Origin of the sequence: Halobacteriovorax sp. GFR8 (genome assembly GCF_050955245.1) — a bacterium.
GTDB lineage: Bacteria > Bdellovibrionota > Bacteriovoracia > Bacteriovoracales > Bacteriovoracaceae > Halobacteriovorax_A.
The window spans coordinates 1,931,670-1,951,620 of sequence record NZ_JBPBLR010000002.1; the positions used below are offsets into that span (position 1 = coordinate 1,931,670).

22 protein-coding genes are annotated in these 19,951 nt (G+C 36.3%); 12 read left to right on the top strand and 10 right to left on the bottom strand.

Annotated elements, in window-relative coordinates; genetic code table 11:
- Window positions 1-11 precede the first annotated feature (11 nt).
- The 4 genes from ACRXC1_RS09645 to ACRXC1_RS09660 all read left to right on the top strand — a co-directional run bounded on the left by ACRXC1_RS09645 (window position 12) and on the right by ACRXC1_RS09660 (window position 3,086).
- Window positions 12-974: an ABC transporter ATP-binding protein gene (locus ACRXC1_RS09645; protein WP_433658346.1), complete on the top strand. Its 963-nt coding sequence runs from the start codon at window positions 12-14 to the stop codon at window positions 972-974.
- A 15-nt stretch (window positions 975-989) separates the two neighbouring features.
- Complete coding sequence (locus ACRXC1_RS09650) at window positions 990-1,931, top strand: ABC transporter ATP-binding protein (RefSeq protein WP_392912494.1); 942 nt, start codon at window positions 990-992, stop codon at window positions 1,929-1,931.
- A 113-nt stretch (window positions 1,932-2,044) separates the two neighbouring features.
- Window positions 2,045-2,569 (top strand): hypothetical protein, encoded by a 525-nt coding sequence (locus ACRXC1_RS09655; RefSeq protein ID WP_433658348.1) that lies wholly within the window; start codon window positions 2,045-2,047, stop codon window positions 2,567-2,569.
- Between the two features lie 16 nt (window positions 2,570-2,585).
- Window positions 2,586-3,086 (top strand): hypothetical protein, encoded by a 501-nt coding sequence (locus ACRXC1_RS09660; RefSeq protein ID WP_433658350.1) that lies wholly within the window; start codon window positions 2,586-2,588, stop codon window positions 3,084-3,086.
- 114 nt (window positions 3,087-3,200) lie between these two features.
- Here the strand turns inward: ACRXC1_RS09660 and rpmG are convergent, their stop codons facing one another.
- On the bottom strand, window positions 3,201-3,377 hold the full coding sequence (rpmG, locus tag ACRXC1_RS09665; RefSeq protein ID WP_021268365.1) for a 50S ribosomal protein L33: 177 nt from the start codon (window positions 3,375-3,377) through the stop codon (window positions 3,201-3,203).
- A gap of 126 nt (window positions 3,378-3,503) precedes the next feature.
- Between rpmG and ACRXC1_RS09670 the strand changes: the two genes are divergently transcribed.
- Both ACRXC1_RS09670 and ACRXC1_RS09675 read left to right on the top strand, forming a co-directional pair.
- Window positions 3,504-3,800, top strand: a complete 297-nt coding sequence (locus ACRXC1_RS09670; RefSeq protein ID WP_392860124.1) for a hypothetical protein — start codon at window positions 3,504-3,506, stop codon at window positions 3,798-3,800.
- A 123-nt stretch (window positions 3,801-3,923) separates the two neighbouring features.
- Window positions 3,924-4,190 (top strand): type B 50S ribosomal protein L31, encoded by a 267-nt coding sequence (locus ACRXC1_RS09675; protein ID WP_392860122.1) that lies wholly within the window; start codon window positions 3,924-3,926, stop codon window positions 4,188-4,190.
- Between the two features lie 56 nt (window positions 4,191-4,246).
- Here the strand turns inward: ACRXC1_RS09675 and ACRXC1_RS09680 are convergent, their stop codons facing one another.
- A complete protein-coding gene (locus ACRXC1_RS09680) occupies window positions 4,247-4,831 on the bottom strand; it encodes a hypothetical protein (protein ID WP_433658353.1) in 585 nt (194 codons plus the stop codon).
- A 239-nt stretch (window positions 4,832-5,070) separates the two neighbouring features.
- Here ACRXC1_RS09680 and ACRXC1_RS09685 point away from each other — a divergent pair, with 239 nt between their 5' ends.
- Window positions 5,071-5,496 carry a hypothetical protein gene (locus ACRXC1_RS09685; RefSeq protein WP_392860119.1) on the top strand — a complete coding sequence of 142 codons (426 nt, stop codon included), beginning with the start codon at window positions 5,071-5,073 and terminating at the stop codon, window positions 5,494-5,496.
- Between the two features lie 214 nt (window positions 5,497-5,710).
- A complete protein-coding gene (locus ACRXC1_RS09690; RefSeq protein WP_433658355.1) occupies window positions 5,711-6,205 on the top strand; it encodes a hypothetical protein in 495 nt (164 codons plus the stop codon).
- An 80-nt stretch (window positions 6,206-6,285) separates the two neighbouring features.
- Here ACRXC1_RS09690 and ACRXC1_RS09695 read toward each other — a convergent pair whose 3' ends face one another.
- The 3 genes from ACRXC1_RS09695 to pyrE form a co-directional block, all read right to left on the bottom strand.
- Window positions 6,286-7,317: a small ribosomal subunit Rsm22 family protein gene (locus tag ACRXC1_RS09695; RefSeq protein WP_392909535.1), complete on the bottom strand. Its 1,032-nt coding sequence runs from the start codon at window positions 7,315-7,317 to the stop codon at window positions 6,286-6,288.
- Between the two features lie 69 nt (window positions 7,318-7,386).
- Window positions 7,387-8,658 carry a citrate synthase gene (locus tag ACRXC1_RS09700; RefSeq protein WP_392909533.1) on the bottom strand — a complete coding sequence of 424 codons (1,272 nt, stop codon included), beginning with the start codon at window positions 8,656-8,658 and terminating at the stop codon, window positions 7,387-7,389.
- Between the two features lie 130 nt (window positions 8,659-8,788).
- Window positions 8,789-9,421, bottom strand: a complete 633-nt coding sequence (pyrE, locus tag ACRXC1_RS09705; RefSeq protein WP_433658358.1) for an orotate phosphoribosyltransferase — start codon at window positions 9,419-9,421, stop codon at window positions 8,789-8,791.
- A gap of 179 nt (window positions 9,422-9,600) precedes the next feature.
- Between pyrE and ACRXC1_RS09710 the strand changes: the two genes are divergently transcribed.
- The 3 genes from ACRXC1_RS09710 to ACRXC1_RS09720 all read left to right on the top strand — a co-directional run bounded on the left by ACRXC1_RS09710 (window position 9,601) and on the right by ACRXC1_RS09720 (window position 13,457).
- Window positions 9,601-10,965 carry a hypothetical protein gene (locus tag ACRXC1_RS09710; protein WP_433658360.1) on the top strand — a complete coding sequence of 455 codons (1,365 nt, stop codon included), beginning with the start codon at window positions 9,601-9,603 and terminating at the stop codon, window positions 10,963-10,965.
- Window positions 10,966-11,095: 130 nt separating this feature from the next.
- The gene (locus ACRXC1_RS09715) at window positions 11,096-11,527 is read left to right on the top strand and encodes a DUF3015 family protein (RefSeq protein ID WP_433658362.1); all 432 of its coding nucleotides are present in this window, start codon (window positions 11,096-11,098) and stop codon (window positions 11,525-11,527) included.
- Between the two features lie 58 nt (window positions 11,528-11,585).
- A complete protein-coding gene (locus ACRXC1_RS09720; protein ID WP_433658364.1) occupies window positions 11,586-13,457 on the top strand; it encodes an Lnb N-terminal periplasmic domain-containing protein in 1,872 nt (623 codons plus the stop codon).
- A 10-nt stretch (window positions 13,458-13,467) separates the two neighbouring features.
- On the opposite strand, the gene ACRXC1_RS09725 is transcribed toward ACRXC1_RS09720, so the two are convergent.
- Entirely contained in the window at window positions 13,468-14,820 is a 1,353-nt protein-coding gene (locus ACRXC1_RS09725) for a hypothetical protein (RefSeq protein ID WP_433658366.1), read from the bottom strand.
- A gap of 81 nt (window positions 14,821-14,901) precedes the next feature.
- Between ACRXC1_RS09725 and sfsA the strand changes: the two genes are divergently transcribed.
- Window positions 14,902-15,654: a DNA/RNA nuclease SfsA gene (gene sfsA / locus ACRXC1_RS09730; protein WP_433658368.1), complete on the top strand. Its 753-nt coding sequence runs from the start codon at window positions 14,902-14,904 to the stop codon at window positions 15,652-15,654.
- Here the strand turns inward: sfsA and ACRXC1_RS09735 are convergent.
- The 4 genes from ACRXC1_RS09735 to ACRXC1_RS09750 all read right to left on the bottom strand — a co-directional run bounded on the left by ACRXC1_RS09735 (window position 15,649) and on the right by ACRXC1_RS09750 (window position 19,925).
- Entirely contained in the window at window positions 15,649-16,470 is an 822-nt protein-coding gene (locus tag ACRXC1_RS09735) for a hypothetical protein (RefSeq protein WP_433658370.1), read from the bottom strand. The genes sfsA and ACRXC1_RS09735 overlap by 6 nt on opposite strands.
- A gap of 97 nt (window positions 16,471-16,567) precedes the next feature.
- Window positions 16,568-17,608: a quinone-dependent dihydroorotate dehydrogenase gene (locus tag ACRXC1_RS09740; protein ID WP_433658372.1), complete on the bottom strand. Its 1,041-nt coding sequence runs from the start codon at window positions 17,606-17,608 to the stop codon at window positions 16,568-16,570.
- Window positions 17,608-18,531, bottom strand: coding sequence for a hypothetical protein (locus ACRXC1_RS09745; RefSeq protein WP_433658374.1), 924 nt, complete (start codon window positions 18,529-18,531; stop codon window positions 17,608-17,610). The genes ACRXC1_RS09740 and ACRXC1_RS09745 overlap by 1 nt, the downstream gene beginning before the upstream one ends.
- On the bottom strand, window positions 18,528-19,925 hold the full coding sequence (locus ACRXC1_RS09750) for a hypothetical protein (RefSeq protein WP_433658376.1): 1,398 nt from the start codon (window positions 19,923-19,925) through the stop codon (window positions 18,528-18,530). Before ACRXC1_RS09750 ends, ACRXC1_RS09745 begins: the two co-directional genes overlap by 4 nt.
- Window positions 19,926-19,951: the final 26 nt, after the last annotated feature.

A 19,951-nucleotide genomic window follows, 5' to 3' on the forward strand; every position in this document is an offset into this window, starting at 1 on the left:
AGAAATAATATATGAGCTTATTAAAAGTAAAAAACTTAAATATACAATTTAAAACCAAAAAAGGACTCATCCACGCCGTTCGCAATGTTTCATTTGAAGTTGAAGCAAGTGAGACACTAGGAATAGTTGGAGAATCTGGTTGCGGTAAGAGTATTACTAATATGGCCATCATGGGCCTTCTTGATGATAACGCCGTTGTAACAGCTGATGAGCTGAGTTTCAATGGAGTTGACCTGCAAAATCTTAACGAAAAATCATGGCAACAAATTCGTGGTGGTGACATCAGTATGATTTTCCAAGATGCCATGAGTAGCCTCAACCCATGCTATACAGTTGAGAACCAAATTGAAGAAGTCCTCCTCATCCATGAGCCACGCCTTTCTAAACAAGAACGTAAGAATCGCGTCGAAAGACTACTCATTCAAGTAGGAATTCCTGCGCCAAAAGAGCGTATGAAGGCCTACCCACATGAGCTTTCGGGGGGGATGGCCCAAAGAGTAATGATTGCCATGGCCATCGCCTCAAGCCCAAAGCTTTTAATTGCTGATGAGCCTACGACGGCCCTTGATGTAACTGTTCAACAGCAAATCTTGGAACTCTTAGATGAGATCCAAAAAGAAACTGGCATGGCAGTTATCTTCATCTCTCATGACCTTGCAGTTGTTAAGGACTTTACGCAAAATTTACAGGTAATGTATGCAGGAGAAGTAATTGAAAGAGGCCCTACAATGGCCGTGATCAACTCTCCTCGCCATCCGTATACATCAGGGCTTCTAAAGTCAATTCCATCATTTACGAATGATATCAACGCTCCTCTTTACTCAATTAAAGGAATGGTTCCAGACTTAGGAGATCGCCCTACAGGTTGCCAATTCAGAAAGCGTTGTGAATATGCGACAGAGCAATGTGAAATACTACCGAAGCTTGTGATCCACGACGATCGCTCTCTTCGTTGTATTCATCCATTAAATTAAGAATTAGGTATAAATATGATCGATACAATTACAGTAAATGATTTAAAAAAGTATTATCCAGTTGGAGATAAATTCGTTAAGGCCATTGATGGGCTAAGTTTTACTCTTCAAGAAAGAACAACTCTTGGAATTGTTGGTGAATCTGGTTGTGGTAAGTCGACTCTTGCAAAATGTCTGATGGCACTTGAGCAACTGACAGATGGAAGTATTACAATTGGAGGAAAAGACTTCTCAACTCTTTCATCAAAAGAATTATATAAATCCATTCAAATGGTTTTTCAAAACCCTCTTGAATCACTAAATCCAAGAAAGAAGGCATGGGAGATTATTGCAGATCCACTTCTTATTAATGAAAAAGTAACAAAGAAAGAAGCTTTCGAGCGTGCTTGTGAATTAATGGAAACAGTAGGCCTTCGTCGAGCACATGCTCATAAGTACCCACATATGTTCAGTGGGGGCCAGCGCCAAAGAATTGGTATTGCAAGAGCACTTATCTTAAAACCAAAAGTTTTAATTCTCGATGAGCCAGTATCGGCCCTTGATGTTTCGGTTCAGGCACAAGTTTTAAATCTATTAAAAGAACTTCAAGAAGAGTTTAACCTCACTTATATTTTTATTTCACACGACCTCTCTGTCGTTCGCTATATCGCAGATAAGGTTCTCGTCATGTATCTTGGAAAGGTTTGTGAATATGGAAAGAGTAAGGTTATTTTCAATACTCCTCAGCATCCATATACAAAAACACTTTTAAAGTCAGCTCATGCTGTTGAAAATGAAGTGATTAAAACATTTCCTCCACTAAAGAATGTAGAACTTCCCTCTCCTCTAGATCCACCTACAGGGTGTAACTTCCATACTCGCTGTCCTCTTGCAGTCGAGCATTGCAAGAGCAAAGTTCCAGATTGTCGCCATATCGACAGCAGAGATGTCTTTTGCCACGAAGTTATTGAAAAATAGATATGATATAGGCTTCCATATGGAGGCCTTTTTTTGTAATTATTTCAACTTATTTTTATTTAATATCGAAAACTGCTATAAGCCTTCAAACAGAAAAATGAAGGAGAGACCTGATGAAAAAAATCATCACTAAAGCACTAGTTGTTGCAACGATCTGCTCTACAGTAGTAGCATCAAGTTGCTCTGAGCAATATCAAGCAGATATCACTGCATACAATAATAACAAGCTAGTTAAATCACTTAGAAAGAATACGTCGGCCTACCATGCGGTAACAGCAATTGGTCTATACATGATTGGAGTTCCAGCATTTCCTGCATACTTTGCTCTCCCACTCGTTGGATTGGCGCTAACATCACAGCAGAAAAAACTTAAAGGCTATGTTCAGTTCTTCAACAGTGCAGAATCTCAACAAAAACAAGCAGCACAATTGCAAACAAAGCTTGCAAAGAAAGGTGTTGATGTATCGACAGAAGAAATTATTAACGAGCTTGTGATGCTAAATGAAACCGGTGCTCTTTGTGATGGATCAATTTTCTACACAATGACTGGTGGACATCGTAACGACAATAGAAAGCGCAAGGCAGTTAAAGCGCCTTCACAATATCAAGTTTTAAAATACTTAAAGAAAACTCTTTAAGAAAAAGGATACGTATATGAAAGCAATAATTTTACTGACTCTAACATCTTCTGTTTTTGCAAATTTTTGTGCCGATGAGGCCATCTTTGACCCAAGTTGGCCAAAGAACGAAATTACGAATGTTATTAAGTGTAATCGCGTGAAAGCAAAGTCTTATGTTCTTGAAGAGAATATGCTACTTGGTGAAGTCGCTTGTTTTGGAATCATTAAGGAACATTTTACTGACTATAAGACTACGACATTTAAAGTTTCATTTTGGAATACAGAAAAGAATTACGAAGGGCTAAATATTATCCCAACGATTCTTGAGAACGGAAAAATGTTTGAAAAGGCCAAAGTAGAAGTTGAAGATAATGGAGATACATATCTCTCATATAAAGACCCTAGCCGTGGTTACACAACAGAAGTTGACTTCAATCTTGATAACCCTTCTTCAATGAAGGTCCATGTCTTTAAAAAGAAATTCTTTTCAAAGAAGTCGATAGAAACAGCTGAATACGAATGTCAGTTTGAATAATAGATAAAAAAAAGCCTCGCATTGCGAGGCTTTTTTTATATGTAAATTTGAAAAATAGGCAAAAAAAAGCCTCGCAATGCGAGGCTTTTTTATATGTAGATTTGAAAAATCAAATTACTTAATTTCTTTGTGAAGTGTATGCTTTCTTAAGAAAGGATTGTACTTCTTAACTTCAAGTCTCTCTGGATGAGTCTTTTTGTTCTTAGTCGTTGTGTAACGAGATGGAGTTTGTCCATTCTTTCTCGCTTCTGTACACTCAAGTGTAATGATAACTCTTGGCCCCTTTGCCATAACTGCCTCCTAAAATATATAAAACCTTAAAATTGTTTTCTCTAATTGATACAAATTACAATTCGTAGGTTAGAAACTTACTAGAAATACATTGTCATGGCAAGGGCCAACTGCTAAAAATACAGCATGGAAACACAAAATCTTGTAAATCTAAAGAACTGGAACTTCGCTCACTTCAATAGCGAGCACTTTAAGTCATTCATTGGCATGACAGGAGATGTCCAGGAGGTAGATGGGCAAATCAAAGAGCTTATCCTCTATTCAGTTACCGTTGTTGACGGTGAAGACATGGAAGTATTCCAACGAGATTTCAGCTCTTTAAAGAGCGCTATTGACTTTATCAATGAAAAATATGGACATTGGCAATTCAATGATCCTACCGACAAGTCTGGCGGAGGCTGTGGTTCTTGTAGTGCTCACTAGGAAGTACTGGAAGCACTACATTAGATCTTGACAAATGGTCCTATATGGGCGAAATTGCTCAAATCTCTAATTAATACTAAATCAGCATTGTACCAAGCAATGCAAAAGATAACGAGGTTTAAAATGAAAAAAGGTATTCACCCAGAGTACAGAGAAGTTCTTTTCCATGACATCTCTGCAGACACTAAATTTGTAGTAAAATCAACAATCAAAGCTGATTCAGAAGAAGAGTTTGATGGGAAAACTTACCCATACGTAAAGCTTGATATCTCAAGCCTTTCTCACCCATTCTATACTGGTAAAACTAAAGTTCTTGATACTGAAGGTCGTATTGACAAGTTCAGAAAGAAATTTGGTACTTCTTACGCTTCACTTGGTAAGAAAAAGTAATTATCGAATTAAATTTTTCGAATATAAAAGAAGCCTCGCAATGCGAGGCTTTTTTTTTAGATACCTGTACAATTTGAGTAGTACGTATCAAATGAGATATTTGTGTCATAACCGTACGGAGTATTCCAACTTGATCCGTTATAGACTCTAACCCCTGTATAAGATAAATATCCAGGAGAAGTAATAGACATCGAAAAGTCACCTCCTGCAGTATCAACAACAAGGTAATAAGTCTTTCCAACTTGAAAAGGGACGGGAGAAGAAAAGTAGAGATCATGCTCCGTTGCTGGATCGGCACTTCCCAGGCCACTAGTCAAAGTAGCAGTTCCTACAAGTGTTCCATCATCAGGAGTATGTAAATGTGCTTCCTCAAGGTCTCTATAAACACTTACTGTAACTGAAGTTAAGTTTTCAGAAGACATAAAAAGTCGAATTCGATCCATATAAATAGTTGCCCCAACTATCCCATTCATCCATAACTCTTGCGCTACTCTCTGGCCGGATGTTAAATCAACTGAATAACCTGGTCCCGAAATATCTTCACTTGAAGGACAGTGGCCAAAAACAGAATCTAAATCATCCTCAGACACACAACTAGTCATAGTAGCTAGCATAAAAAGTAACATGATAATTTTCTTCAAGGCCCTCTCTCCTTTGTCTTAGTTAATCACTCAAATACTATTCGGCGTGACTAAATAAAAAAATGAGAAGAAAAATTTGTAACATACTGATATCATTGAACATATCAGAATGGAGATAATATAAAATTGAGTGATTGCGTAACAAAGCTTAAGGAATCATCTACAAAAAAACTTTGGTTACACTTATGGTTAAAAATTTATTCCATGTTAAAATTTAAAAATATAAAGACAGGACTTCTATGCGTAAGATTTTATTTCTCTCATTTTTTCTACTATCAAATTCGGCATTGGCAAACCTTGATAATAAGATCAATTATATCGCCGACATTCTTATCAAAGAACAATACTTAATCAACGACTCAAAAGAACGTGCGGATTTTGTTAAAAGACAATTGATAGAAAAGTCTGCCAAGAGTTTAGATAATAAGAAACTCGAAAAGATTATTGATGACAATACAAGCTTCGTTGATATCAAAGAAGAAATCAAAAAGCGTATAAAGGCCAATTACACTGAAGAAGAAGTAAATCGACTTATGGCCATTCTCGAAACGAAAGAGATGAGAAAACTAGCTAAAGATGTTCTCTCTAAAGTTTTAACGATGCCACACTTCAAAATGGATAAAGAAAAAATTATCTACGAAGTCAAAGAGTTAAAGTCTAAATAATGACTATCTCCAAAAAGCATTCTTTTCTACAGAGACGCAAGATATAACCTTTTCACCTCTAATATTATTCCAACTACAACGTTGATAATTCCATTAATATCAGGAAGATATACTTCGAAGTTGATAAATATCTTAAGTATTATTTTATTATAAATCATGGCCATATAAAGACCGATAATCTTAACAATGAAAAGTTTATAAAAAGGGAGAGGTTATGAAACTACTGACAATACTTGGTATATTAACACTTGTATCTTGTTCAAGCAGTGTCGTAAGAGACTTAGATTATTCACGCTACAATTTGTATTCATCTTCAATTTCAGGAAATATGAAGTATCTGGAAATCGGTCCAGTTTTTGCAGAACAGTCGGGATCAATACTTACCAGCTGTAACAAATTGGCCGAAACAGCTTTAGCTCAATTAGCAGCAAATGCCAAATCAAAGGGTGGTAACGCTGTCATCAATGTGCGTTGGAAAAAAGATGAATATATGAGTTCCTCTCCAAATTGTGACTCCCATTACGGTTGGGCCGCTATATATGGAGTAGGTCTTTTTCTTCCCTGGGTCAATAATATAGAAGTCTCAGGTATTGCAGCAAAAATTAAAGAAGAAAATCTTAAAACCCCTCCAAGTCATGTATTTTACCTGAACAATGAAAAGATATATGTCTACAATAAAGATTTTAAAAATATCAAAAGACTAGAATAGCTATTTATATCTACTTTCTGAACACTACGCATTAAATCGTATATCTAATAAAAAAATACTAAAGGGAGCAAAGTGCTCCCTTACTCAATCCCTTCAACTTCAATCGTCTTCACTCGTACTGTAGAGTTTTCTAATTCTTTATCGATCGTATAGCGTACACTTATTCCTGAAGAGATTTCTTCTAGTTGCTTGACGACTTTCTTTTTAAAAAGCTTCTTTGGAACTTCCAAAGTAACAGACTTATTATTTTCATCACAAACATCCCAAAGAAATGCATGCTTAACATTCTTTTTGAGACGGATAATTCTCGCTTGTCCGGCCTTATCTTCAACATGCTCAAGTGCATAGAAGTGAATGGTTGCAGGCATAACCTTACGGTCTAGTTTTGCGACTTGTGATAGAGATTCTAGTTCAAAATCTAATGATGTTTTAATTGATTGGTGGCACCAGTCATCGATTCCTTCAAGAGGGCAAGTCCCCTGTCCCATGCAAGGATATTGAATCTTATAATCAATAAGTAGAAGTTTCTTTCGAAGAGCAAGCAAGTCCTTAAAAACATCCTTTGTTCCTGGTTCAATACAGATAATGAACTTAGGGTTATAACGTTTAATGATTTTAAAGGCCGCAGGCATTCCCATCTCATTAATAGAGTTTCCAAAGATAAGAGTTCTTGGCTCATCATCAACATTTGGAAGAGTCTGCGAAAAACCAATTTTAGAATTTTGAAAATACTCATCATTCAGCTTATTGGCCTGATCAATCATAAGCTTCGATTCATCAACTCCCGTAAATGAAAGAGCATCTGAAAATAACTCACTGGCCGCAAAGGCATAAGTTCCAGGCCCTGTTCCAATATCTAAGATATGAGTTTTAGATATTTCGGCCTTCATCTGCTCACTTAAATGCTCAACTAAGAACTCAAGCTTTAGAGCATTTGTAGGAAAATAAAATGATGTATAAGCACTGATTAAATCTTCATCAGAATAATTATTCTTAAGCTTGGTACGCTCGCTTGTAAATTGTGTTGATTGAGTTCCAATGAGTTTTGCAAGCTGTTGCTTATTAAGATTTGGATTTAAAAGACTCTTTAAGATTTTATCGTATTCAAACATTCCTACTTCCTAAAAAAAAAGGCCCAAGAAGTCCTTGGGCCTCAATTAAATATGCTTTAAAAGATTATACTATCTTTTTTCAGGTGCTACGTAATCTCTTTCGTTTTCACCAATATAAACTTGGCGAGGACGTGAGATACGTGCTCCATCTTCTCTTAGCTCTTTCCACTGAGATAGCCAACCTGGAAGACGTCCTAATACGAACATTGCTGTAAACATATTAGTTGGGATTCCAAGTGCTTTGTAGATAATACCAGAGTAGAAGTCTACGTTTGGATATAGGTTACGCTTAACGAAGTACTCATCTTTAAGAGCAACTTCTTCAAGGCCTTTGGCGATATCAAGAAGTGGATCTTCGATTTTAAGCTTAGTAAGAATTGTGTCACATGCTTTCTTGATGATCTTTGCACGTGGGTCAAAATTCTTATAAACACGGTGACCAAATCCCATAAGACGGAATGGATCTTCCTTGTCTTTCGCTTTCTCGATGAATTTTTGGTAATCACCACCATCTTTCTTAATTTCTTCAAGCATTTCAAGAACTGCTTGGTTTGCACCACCATGTAATTGTCCCCAAAGAGCTGTTACACCAGCTGCAATAGAAGCAAATACGTTAGCGTGTGAAGAACCTACAACTCTTACAGTTGAAGCTGAACAGTTTTGCTCGTGGTCTGCGTGAAGAATAAGAAGAGTATCAAGGGCGTCTGCAACGTCTTGATCTACTTCACCATCAAACATTAGATTTAGAAAATCCGCAGAGTAGTCAAGTTTAGCATTTGAAGTAAGTGGGCTTTTTCCCATCGTCTTGCGATAGAATTGCGCCATCATTACTTTTACTTGTCCCATCAATTGAACAATTGCTTTATTCTTGATTTCTTCTGTTGCTTCTGGATCTAGGAACTCTGGGTAGAAACCACTTAGAGATGAGATCGCAGCAGCTAGAACACCCATAGGGTGAGCAGAACCAGGGAATTGGTCGATGATTTTTTCAACACCACCTGGCAGCTTACTATAAGCAGAAATTTCTTTATTGAACGCATCTAGTTCTTTAACAGTTGGAAGTTTTCCATTGTAAAGAAGGTATGAAACTTCAGCAAAGTTTGAAGATTCAGCAAGTTGTTCAATTGGGTAACCACGGTATCTTAGAATACCCTTTTCTCCGTCTAAGAAAGTAATCTTTGACGTACATGATCCTGTGTTAACAAAACCAATATCTAAAGTAATTGCACCAGTTTGTGCTCTTAGCTTTGAGATGTCTAAAGCGACTTCGTTTTCAGTTCCTTTGATCACAGGAACTTCAATAGTTTGACCATTGATTTCAATTTTTGCACTATCGGCCATTTTATTCCTCCAAAATTTAAGTTGGATATAACTTAAATACGTTAAAAAATACGAATTAAATTAAGTAGATACATATCTTTTTTTGCTAAATCTGTCGACACGTCTTGCGTCTAAAATGCACAGCGTTGCATTAATTCTCCCAATTATCTGGGTCTTGCTGCCATTTCATAAGAAGGGCGTGACCTCTTTCTTCGATCAATTTTTGCGACAAACAAATATCGGCTAATTGATTCAGATTTATTAAAGAAAAAATCTCAATTCCTAACTCTTTGGCAACTCTTTTGGCATTGGGAGTTTGGTAGTCGACCAAACACAGCACAGAGTCTACCACATGGCCCTGCTCGCGAATAAGCTTAATGACTTTTTCAATACTTGAGCCTTGATTAACGAGGTCTTCCACTAAAAGTAGTTTACTATTTTCGCCAACTTTTCCTTCCACTACTTTACCAGTGCCATGGGCCTTTGGCTTTGAGCGAACGTAATTCATTGGCTCACCACGATGATATGCTAATGCTGCTGCGTGAGATATCCCAGCAGTTGCAACACCTGTGATAAAGTCATAAGAAAGTTGATTCTCGTCAATCTGCTCACTCATTAATCCAATAGCAAGCTTCCACATTTTTGGGTCTGAAGACATAAGACGGTTGTCGCAATAAATAGGCCCTGTTTTACCAGAAGCGTATTTAAATGGATTTTGTGGAGAAATTTTAATTAAGCCAAATTTTATCATCTCTTTTACAAGAGCGACTGTCTTTTCTGTCATGCTAACCCCTTTAAAATAGTTTAAACAAATTTATCCATCTTAAAAAGTCGAATTCTTGTATAATTACCAATTGTTTGCTTATTTTTTTTACTAACTAAATTTTATTATTTCAATAACTTACCGATGTAGAGAATATATTTTGAAGAATTGATTATTTAGTTGATTAAAGGAGTACGTTTTTGAAAGCATTATATATTTGTGATGAAAAAGATGAATGGGGATATATTAGAGATTCATTCTCTAATTGTTTTCCAAATATCCAACTTCATTGCGCAATTAGTGGTGATGATGCAATTGACCTATTAAGTTTTGAAGGTCCATTTGCCATGATCATTATAGAAGTTTCTCTTAAAAACGAAGACCCTTCTCAACTAGCAGGAAAGATACTTTCTATTACCGGTCAAAGGCCATTTATCTTTATTGGTATGGAAGCAATGATCAAACAAAGAATTCCTGATGCTCTGTATGCACGAAGTGAATCAAGCTCGGCCCTTTTACGCCCTATTGAAGAAGAAGATTTTATGGCCGCAGTAAATAAGGCCTTAGCTTGGGTCAAGAGTGAAGACTTTGGCTCAAGCATCGAAGAATTCGAAGAAGAAGACTTGCTACCAATGAAAATTCGTGGCTTCTACTTATTTGATACCATCGCCTATGATGTCTACCTAGAGCTAACACAAACGAAGTATACGAAGATCATATCAGCTAATAAGAAGTACTCTCATTCAACAATCCACTCTTACGCAAGAAAGAATATCAAGGTTCTCTATTTAAAGAAGAACGATTATTTAAAATTTCTAGAAGAAGGAATCGAGAACCTACTAAAAACATTTGAAAGTAGAAAGAAACTACAAGACTCAGAAGTTATTGAGAACCAAATTAAGGCGGTTCTTCTTATTCACCAATATGTAAAAACAGTTGGTGTATCTGAGAATGTCATCAAGTTATGTGATGAAGTAATTCTTTGCAGTCGCGATATTATTCTTGAAAATAAGAAGTATCGTAATGTTCTTTCATTATTTCCAAAAGGGCCATTTGATGTTGCAACACAATCAATTATGACTCTTTATTTATCTCACTTTATTCTCCAGGCGCTAGGCTGGGCCTCTGAAACTTCTAAGAAGAAACTTGGACTTGCTTCACTTCTCTATGATTCAATGCTTGATAACGAAGACCTTGCTTCGATACAGTCTCTTGAAGATCCGCAGCTTAAAATGTTTAAGGAAAGTGAGCAGGAAAATTATCGCATCCACCCTCTTAAGGCCGCCGAAATTGCACAACATTTCACAGGCTATCCTGAAGCAGACTTTGTCGTGGCCCAACACCACGAAAAACCAAAGGGAGATGGCTTTCCTAATAAGCTAAGTACAAATAAGCTAACGGCCCATTCATGTGCATTCATCCTAGCAAATAACTATATTTTAAAGTTATGTACGAGTACTGGTGGCAAAAAAAACTTATTAAATATCTTCCGAGAAATTAAGGAAGTTTATAATCAAGGTAACTTTAAAGACCCGCTTAATGCTCTACAAAGGACGATTCTGTAAATTAAAGATTTCTTAAAAATGGAGAACTTTTACACAATTAAAAACGAGTAAACTTTAATTTACATTCGTCCTGAGTAAACTAAACTCTTTGTATTGTTTTACAAATATCTCAATATTAAGGAGTCTATTGATGAAAAAACTATTATGCGCAGCTCTTTTTACAGTTGTTACTTCTTCTGCAATGGCAGCTCACGGGCCAGCTGGTTGTGGTCTTGGTGCAGTAATTTTCGAAGGAAAGTCAGGACTAGCTCTTAACGTATTAGCAGCAACAACAAACGGTATCTTTGGTAACCAGACATTTGCAATGTCAACAGGTACTCTTGGTTGTGAAGACGCAAAATCTGCACGTGTTGCAGCTGTTTCATTTGTAGAAAACAACATGATCGCACTATCAAGTGATATTGCTCGCGGTGAAGGTGAAAGCCTAGATGCATACCTTGCACTAGTAGATGCTCCAGCAGCTAACAAAACTAGCCTTAAGCAAAACTTTGATATGATCTTTGCTGAAAATGCTGACGCTCAAACAATCCACAATAACATCCAATCTATATTAGCGATGTAATATGATGGCCTACAGTGAAAGCTGTAGGCTATTTTTAATACGCCAAAGTTGATTAAGAATGAAATTACTTATTACTGCAACACTACTCGCCTTTGTCTTTGGACAAACTTCCTACGCAACGTGGGCCCCCTCTAGCTTAGACTCTTTTTCAAAGTCACAAAAGTGGTTAAAGCTTATCCGTTATGAAAAAGGACTGCTCGGTTACGAATCCCTTGTGAAAGCGAATGAGTACTTTCTCTCTAAAGAGGGAAAAACTTCACCTCTCCAAGAGTTAAAGAAATCAATCTCAGGCATTGAATCTGCTGCAATTGAAGATATGAATAATCATCCGAAGTGTCTTTTCCCTGCAAGATTTATGCTTTTAAAAGAACATAAGTTAATTAATCAGTCTCTTAATTTAAAGGACTGTCCTGCTTATCAAGCTTATATTGAAAAAATCGATATCTCATCTGTATCAATCATTTTTTCTTCTTACTTTATCGAGAAGCCAGCTTCAACTTTTGGCCACACTTTCTTTCGTGTTCGATCAAGCTCTTCGGAAAACCAAGATAATGATCTCTTAGATTATGGAGTCGACTTTAGTGCAAAGGTTGATACTATCAATCCTCTTGTCTATGGATACAAAGGGATCTTTGGTGGGTTTAAGGGCATGTATGCCATGATGCCATACTATGTAAAAGTTAAAGAATATAATAATATGGAATCAAGAGACCTTTGGGATTATGAATTAAACCTAGATAAGAAAGATCTCATTTATTTTCAGGCCCACCTTTTTGAAATGAATAGGGCCTACTTTGATTACCTCTACTTCACGAAGAATTGCTCTTATCATATTTTGGCCTTCGTTGATGCCATAAGAACAGATTGGAAACTAATCGACAATATTGATACTACTGTTCCACCTGTTGATACGATCTATGCTCTCTTCAAACAAAATGATATCGTAAAGAATATTAAAGTTAGGCCTGCTTCTTATACTAAGTTAAAGGCAAGATATAATAAGATGACTCCTGAGCAAGTTGAACTTTTTAAAGTACTTGTAAAGAACTCAAAAAATATTAGCAATATCAAAGATAATCCAAAGGAGCTCTTTGTTCTTGATACTTACAACCTCTATGTGGACTTTAAAAATGCTGATGTAGATGCAACCAAGTCCTTAAAAAATAAAGAGAAGAAAGAGTATCGAACAAAGAAGTTTCGTATCAATAGTAAGCGTGCAAAGCTTGCATCAAAGTCACAAGATATTAACTATGAATTTCTTATGCCAAAGTCCCCTGATAAGGGCCACCACACAAATCAGATAACTCTAGGTTCTAGCTTTGATACACATGGAGAATACCTAAACTTCGAATTTCGTGGCGCCCTTCACAATGCACTCGATCGCCAAGATGGCTACCTACCAATGTCCACGACTGAGCTCGTTAACTTAAAGTTTGATTACAATCGTTATCAAGAAGATAGACTCAGACTAGTTGATCTAAAGCTTGCCCGTATTGAGGCCCTAAGGCCCGTTAGTGTCTTTGCAAAGAAGCTTAGCTGGCAATTTGGTTTTGGATTTGCTGAAAGCTTTACATATCAAAGTCGTACGCTAAATCCCTATCTCGACTTTGATCTTGGCTACACACTTGGAAATGAAACATTTGCATTAGCAGCACTTATCGCTACTCAAAACTCGTATATCTACGAATCAGATTATGACTATGCTCTAAGTTATGGGCCAAAGCTAAGGCTTATTTATTCAGGTAAGTACTTATCATGGCAAGGAAGCTATCAGTACGTCTTTAGGAACCACACGAACTTAAATAAGCTCCATGAATGGAATACTGAGGCAAGGTTTCACTTCACTAAGAATGTAAGCCTAAAGATCGCTTATGAGTACTATGATAGTATTTACCAGAGAGCGATGGCGGGATTAAACTACTTTTACTAATTAATATAAGTTAAATTTTAATTGTTGCCAGCGTTTCAATAATTTTCTTATATGTATGCTTAGTAAATCGCTCACGTAATTTGGTGATTACATCTTCAACATTGATTTTCTGACGATCTTCAATTCGCTGATAAATCTCTTCAGTGAATGCTTCAGCAATAATAAGAACTTTTGCAAGTGGCGAGATATCATCTTTGAAACTTGTGGCAAAGCCAAGTCCATTTGATGTTCCATGATGCTGCATAATAATAACATCAGCACCTAGTGGACAGGAAGGATAGCGCCTAATAGCATCCGCGGCCTCAGCAGCGTGATTAATAATGATTTCCTTATCCTCTTCAGATACTTGAGGATCAAAGATAATTTTATCTTCATACATAAGGTCAGGATATTTCTTATACACCTGAACAAGGTACATATCATGAAAGTAGAGAACGAATTTAAGCTTTTCTTTGTGAGCAGGGCCACCCCACTCAACATTCTCAAGAATGTGAGAAGAAACATAACCTGCAATAATTGAGTGACTATAAAGAAAGCCCGATTTAAGAGCAGCTAGATCTTTTAAAATTGATTTAAGGTCTGGCACACTATCGATAACTTCTTCCATTGTATCCATACACATTTGAGATAGCTGGACGACTTCTTTAGTCACGCCTTCATCTTCAAATAATTGCTCTGCAATCGCATCAATACTCTGCTCGACAAAATCAAGAGACTCTTGTTGTGGTGTCTCTGGTGTTACTTTTTCCATACTTTCAATAAGTAACTCTGTAACTCTTTTCGTAAAAGCAAAACGCTCTCTTGCAGGAATAAGAAGATGGGAAACATTCTGATCCAAGAACTCTCTTACCTTGGGCCAAACATCACTGTCTGTATCATAGATTTTAGTCGGAGTTTTAACACCATCATTTTCAAGCATATAGTATGTGTCACAAAAGGCTTTATTAAATGGAAAAAAGAGACGAATTGGCATTTCATATAACTCTTCAGTTACAACGGCCAAAACTTCTCTTGGTGTTATTTTTAAGCATTCAAAAATATTTTGTAAAATTCCCGGAATATCAAATTGATTCTTTACGACATAATTTTCATCTGGAACAAGATCCCCTTCCCCAATGACAATTGAAGGGATGTCACGATCATTTTCAATAAGATTATGAAAGGCCAAAAGCGCCGTATCTTCCTCACCAATGGATGCCATTGTTACGAGTAAATCAATTGGAACCTCTGTGTCTTCGATATGAATGAGCGCCTCATCTAGCGATGACGTAAATATTAAATTCAACTCAGTATATGTTTTGAGATTTACACTATAAATTGAATTTAAAACTTCATTGTCACAAATAACTAAAGCGGTTTTCACAAAGTCCTCTTAAAATGATATCGTATTGTTGATTGTAACATATAATTACAGATGCTTAGCAACTTGCACACAAGGAAAAATATGCAATTTAAAGAAAATGAATTGGTTTTAGGAACAATTATTGAACGCTATAAACGTTTTTTATTAGACTTTAAATTGGATAAGAACTTTAAAGAGTATAAGTCTAAGGATACCTTAACTGCCCACCTCGCTAACACAGGAAGTATGAAGACCTGTTGGGAGCCAGACTGGAAAGTTCTCATGACTCACTCAGATGACCCAAAAAGAAAACTAAAATTTTCTGCTCAAATGATATCTAATGGTGACTCTTGGATTATGGTTAATACTGGGCTGACAAATAAAATTGTTCAAGAGGGCCTTGAATTAGGAAAATTTAAAGAGCTTAAAAATTATGAATACTTTAAAAGTGAAGTAAAAATAGGAAAAAGTAGAATTGACTTTCTCTTAAGTAATAAAGAGATCGATAAGAAAGATCTACAACTTGAAGACTCAAGCTTTAAGTATAACTTTGTTGAAGTAAAGAATGTTACTTTAAAAGTTGGTGAGCAAGCTCAATTTCCGGATGCAGTCTCAACTCGTGGACAAAAGCATCTTGAAGAGCTTATGGCCTTAAAAGAGCAAGGTCATGAGGCCACAATGCTCTATATTATTTCACGCGAAGATGTGAAAAGCTTCAATGTTAGTGATATCGATAAGGAATACAAGAGATTACTAATTAAGGCCAAAGAAGTTGGGGTACAGATACTTGCCTATCAACTTAGTTTAAATGAGAACGAAATAGCAATTGCAAAAAAATTGAAAGTTGTCCTATAAATTAGTGGATTCAAATTTCTCAATATGATTTGCGAGCTGAGAGTAAACGCGACTCTCGTTTGGAATCTTTGTCAGAAGATGATTGAATTTCTGCAGGTTATCTTTATTAATAAAGCGATAAAGCTCTTTTGTAATAAGAGAGTTCTCATTACTACGACTAGAAGCTAAGACCGTTACAATTTGATCACTTACTTTATCTTTAAATTCTTTAGATACTGCATATTTTTCTAATTCTAAAATAATAAGTGAATGAAGATCTTTTCCGTACACTCCTTGCGACAATTGAATAAGTGCATTTAATGATCTCAGATCACTCTTTTGTGTACTTAATAGTAAAACAAGATTCTTCTTTAAATCTTCATTTCCAAGGTCAATAAAGTCTAAAGCTGTTGTGATAATAGAATGAGAGCGAAAGCCTCTTTTTAATGTGAAGTTATATAGTTGATTGATATTTTCATTAATCTTGGCCGTTACAAAATCACCATACTTATCATAATTTTCAGAAACCTCTTCACTTGTGAAGTATTCCTGACAAATATTTCGCATACAACCCTTGAGTTTAGATAAGGACTCTTCATAAGACTTATACATATGCATGTCCTCAACCCTTCTCTTCTTTAGAGCGCGGGCCGTAACGTCATCAGACAAGGAAGCAATAGATCGTTTAACAAAATCAGGTGAGCGATCAACATGCTTATAAGGGTTCGCACCACTGCCAAGCTCTTGCTTAAGAGTACTCTCAATATCACTACTCGTGAAAAATACAAATGCACTTAATGATGCAATAACGACAGTATGAACTAAGCCTTTAATCATTTCTTTCCTTAAATGTTTAACCAACCTTTTTACTCGTTTCGGTTAATTTTAGGAAAAAATTAAGTTTTAGTTTTAGTTCATATGTAAATTTGATAACTTACAATGAATTTAAATGATGATAGTGCTCAATTAATTGCTCAACACAATTAAATCCCTTTAATTCCATATCATTTAAGATGGCCTTATTAAGATCTTGTAAAAGCTTTGGACCTTGAAAAACAAATGCAGAATATACTTGTAAGCACCTTCCCCCATCACGCCAGTATTCCACAACGTCTTCATAGGATGAAAATCCACCTACACCGATGAATTCTAAATTAGGATACTCTTTCATTTTATCAAGACAGGCCTTACGAATTCCACGGGCCTTTTTAAGTAGAAGCTTTCCAGAGACACCACCGGCTCCACGCTCCTGCATAATAGTCGTATTAGTAGCAATAATCCCTGTAAGTCTATAATCACTTGCAACTTTGATAATACTATCAATCTCATCTTCTTCGATATCAGGAGATATCTTTAAATAGAGATCGACCTCACCTTCTTTGCGCTCAAGAGCTGCAAAAATCTTCTCTAATGATTCACGAGTTTGATGAGAGCGAAGTCCTGGGGTATTAGGAGAAGAGACATTAATGACAATATAATCAGCTAATTCTTTAAAATCTTGATATAGAGATGCGTAGTCTTCGTAAGCAAGTTCATCTGGCGTATCCTTGTTCTTACCAATATTTACCCCTAAAGGAATTGAACGTTGGGCCAAGCGAACCTGATTCTTAAGAAACTCTCCACCTTCATTATTAAAACCCATACAGTTGCGAATCGACTCTTCTTCAATATAGCGAAAGAGTCTTGGCCTCGGATTTCCGGCCTGTGGCCTAGGGGTAACTGTTCCAACTTCTACCGCACCAAAACCAAGGTTTGAAAGAAATTGATAGCCTCGACAGTTTTTATCAAGACCAGCAGCAAGTCCAATAGGAGTTGCCCAAATATTATTTCCAACTTTTAATTTTAAATTATCACGACGATAGCTTGGAAAAATTTCAGACATAACTGGAAACTTTTCCATCAGATCAATCGTTAGGTCATGAGCATCTTCAGCATCTAGTTTGAATAAGAAATTGCGTGCAAGAGAATAAATCATTAGTACAGCTTAACAAAGTCACCTTCGTGAACAGAGCCTCCAGAGTGTAGGATACCAATTGAAGCGTCTGCACCGATAAAATCGACAATCTCAATTGTTCCTTTAATCTCCCCTTTAGAAACACCAATGAGTGCCCCTGTCTCAGGATCATAAATATCAACACCTTCAGTTACAACTTTTAAAACGTCACCGATATTAAGCCCCGAATCTCTTCCAGCATTAATATAGATATTATTTCCAATAATCTTTGCAACACGGCCTATCCATTCTAATTTTTGGGCCGTATCAAGAATCCTTGGGATTGATTTTCTAACAGAAACCTTTGTTACATAACGAAGAAGATCTTGGCGATACTTTGACTGAGAGTCTCGATCAGATTTAAAGAAACGATAGCTATTATCATCAGCATAACCATCGAGAGTATCCGTATAGATTTCTTTATTTGAATTTACATCATAAATTCTAATTTCAACTTTTGCTTCACTGTAGCTCTTTGTACTTCTAACGAATCCAACCTCATCAGACTTCTCTCTAACTCGGGCCTCAATAATTCGTCCAAAAATGACAAAGTTTACACCTTCACCTTTGGCCTTTCTTGTCATTTGAACCAGCTTAGAGCCACCTTGCGAATAAACTTGCTTAGATGAACCAAATAATCTTGCTGACATCGGATCAACGATAAATTGTCCTGTCTTTTGAAGTTCACGGCGTAATTCTTCAGTAGCTACAACACCTAGGTCTTGCCCTCCAAATGGGGATTCGTTGAAGAAAGTTAATAGTGCAACTTTCTTCTTAACACCTGTAAAGTGTTGACGCTGAGTCGTTCTTTCTTTTCTTCCGTGATAGTCTCTTCTTTGCGGAGGTGCTAGAAGAGAACACGACGTTGTAATAATCAGTAAAATTGGCAATAAATACTTAATCATAGATTCTTGGCCTTAGTGGCTTCCTTATCTTCTTTAATAACTTTTCCATTCTCTCCAGCATGAATAATATTGAAGACAAATGGTAAATTTTCATCTCTTATAATTGAAGCTTGATCTGATAGCTTTGTGTTAGAAAACTTCTTTAATACATCCATGGCCTTATCTTTATCACCAGAGAATGTAATACTAATACTTACAACATTTTGAAGAGTTGAAGTAATTTGTGGATCAAAGAAGTAAACAACGCCCTCTTCCTTAAGCATACCTGCAAAATCAAAAGCTTCATTAATATTGCGAGTATTTCTTAGAACAATATCAAAAGAGTTCTTTACAGAGACTTTCTCTTTTATTGTTCTCTTTAGGCCTTTCATTTCAGAAATTGGTAGCTGATAAACAAAGCTTGCGATATCTGAACTTTGCTTATGTGGGTCTACTGTTGAGTACTGCTGTCCTTTGGCCTCAAAGTCTTTAAAGTTTACAATTGTTCCATCACGTAGATCCGTTAGGACAATCCCACCATAAGTTTGAATATTGATTTGTTTTTGTTTTTCGTCTTTAAATTCTTTTTCAAGAACAATATCAAGAGTTAGCATAAGTGAATTTCTTAATTCTTCCTGACGACTCCCTAAGATTTCACCTTCGCTTGAGCGTAAAGTAGAAAGAGGCTTCTTTAAATGCTCAAAGATCTCTTGTCTTGTCGACGGATTGACAATTTCAATTCCTTCTAAAAAGACACCACCAATATTTCCCGTTAATTCTTTGATCCAATGGTCTTCTACAACATCTGTAAATTTAGATTTAGAACTTACCCCTACTTCTTCCCAAGTAAGGTCTTTAAGCTTGTAATTGATATTTAGATATAGCTTAGTGAAGTTCCTTGTCTTACCTTGCCCGATATAGCGATAATAGATCTCAGAAACAAGTTTACGGTCAACTTTTGCATCAATATTGTAGTAGTGAGTATCTGCACGAGATAGAGACTTAGACATTTTCTTTACTGTATAAGAAGAGATGATCGAGTTAAATCCACCAAAAGAAGCACGTGCCTTAAGTCTCTTACTTCTTAATCCTCTTTCATATCTTTCAAGAGCACTACCAGTTAGAGTAACAGGATTCCCTTCTTCATCCACAGCACCAGTTTGGCGATCATATGTCTCTTTGATCGGAGCAAAGTACTCTTCGAATTGCGTTTCATAATTCTGCCAAAATGTCTTAGTGTCTAGACCTAGTTTTTCAAGCTCTGAATCAAGAACATTTCTAACTGCATTAGAATAAAGCTGCTCTTTAATAAAAGATAAAGAGTCTCCTGTTTTTGATGTGAACTGGCCTCTTGCACTTACTGATGCTGCAAGAGTATTTGTTGCTAAAAATAGCAATAATATTAGTTTCTTCATTATCCATCCCTAGATTTAAATATATC

Bases quoted from the DNA above. Each gene is read 5' to 3' on its own strand.
- ACRXC1_RS09645 (WP_433658346.1), top strand. From the start codon at position 12: ATGAGCTTATTAAAAGTAAAAAACTTAAATATACAATTTAAAACCAAA.
- ACRXC1_RS09650 (WP_392912494.1), top strand. From the start codon at position 990: ATGATCGATACAATTACAGTAAATGATTTAAAAAAGTATTATCCAGTT.
- ACRXC1_RS09655 (WP_433658348.1), top strand. From the start codon at position 2,045: ATGAAAAAAATCATCACTAAAGCACTAGTTGTTGCAACGATCTGCTCT.
- ACRXC1_RS09660 (WP_433658350.1), top strand. From the start codon at position 2,586: ATGAAAGCAATAATTTTACTGACTCTAACATCTTCTGTTTTTGCAAAT.
- rpmG (WP_021268365.1), bottom strand. From the start codon at position 3,377: ATGGCAAAGGGGCCAAGAGTTATCATTACACTTGAGTGTACAGAAGCG.
- ACRXC1_RS09670 (WP_392860124.1), top strand. From the start codon at position 3,504: ATGGAAACACAAAATCTTGTAAATCTAAAGAACTGGAACTTCGCTCAC.
- ACRXC1_RS09675 (WP_392860122.1), top strand. From the start codon at position 3,924: ATGAAAAAAGGTATTCACCCAGAGTACAGAGAAGTTCTTTTCCATGAC.
- ACRXC1_RS09685 (WP_392860119.1), top strand. From the start codon at position 5,071: ATGCGTAAGATTTTATTTCTCTCATTTTTTCTACTATCAAATTCGGCA.
- ACRXC1_RS09690 (WP_433658355.1), top strand. From the start codon at position 5,711: ATGAAACTACTGACAATACTTGGTATATTAACACTTGTATCTTGTTCA.
- ACRXC1_RS09695 (WP_392909535.1), bottom strand. From the start codon at position 7,317: ATGTTTGAATACGATAAAATCTTAAAGAGTCTTTTAAATCCAAATCTT.
- ACRXC1_RS09700 (WP_392909533.1), bottom strand. From the start codon at position 8,658: ATGGCCGATAGTGCAAAAATTGAAATCAATGGTCAAACTATTGAAGTT.
- pyrE (WP_433658358.1), bottom strand. From the start codon at position 9,421: ATGACAGAAAAGACAGTCGCTCTTGTAAAAGAGATGATAAAATTTGGC.
- ACRXC1_RS09715 (WP_433658362.1), top strand. From the start codon at position 11,096: ATGAAAAAACTATTATGCGCAGCTCTTTTTACAGTTGTTACTTCTTCT.
- ACRXC1_RS09720 (WP_433658364.1), top strand. From the start codon at position 11,586: ATGAAATTACTTATTACTGCAACACTACTCGCCTTTGTCTTTGGACAA.
- sfsA (WP_433658368.1), top strand. From the start codon at position 14,902: ATGCAATTTAAAGAAAATGAATTGGTTTTAGGAACAATTATTGAACGC.
- ACRXC1_RS09735 (WP_433658370.1), bottom strand. From the start codon at position 16,470: ATGATTAAAGGCTTAGTTCATACTGTCGTTATTGCATCATTAAGTGCA.
- ACRXC1_RS09740 (WP_433658372.1), bottom strand. From the start codon at position 17,608: ATGATTTATTCTCTTGCACGCAATTTCTTATTCAAACTAGATGCTGAA.
- ACRXC1_RS09745 (WP_433658374.1), bottom strand. From the start codon at position 18,531: ATGATTAAGTATTTATTGCCAATTTTACTGATTATTACAACGTCGTGT.
- ACRXC1_RS09750 (WP_433658376.1), bottom strand. From the start codon at position 19,925: ATGAAGAAACTAATATTATTGCTATTTTTAGCAACAAATACTCTTGCA.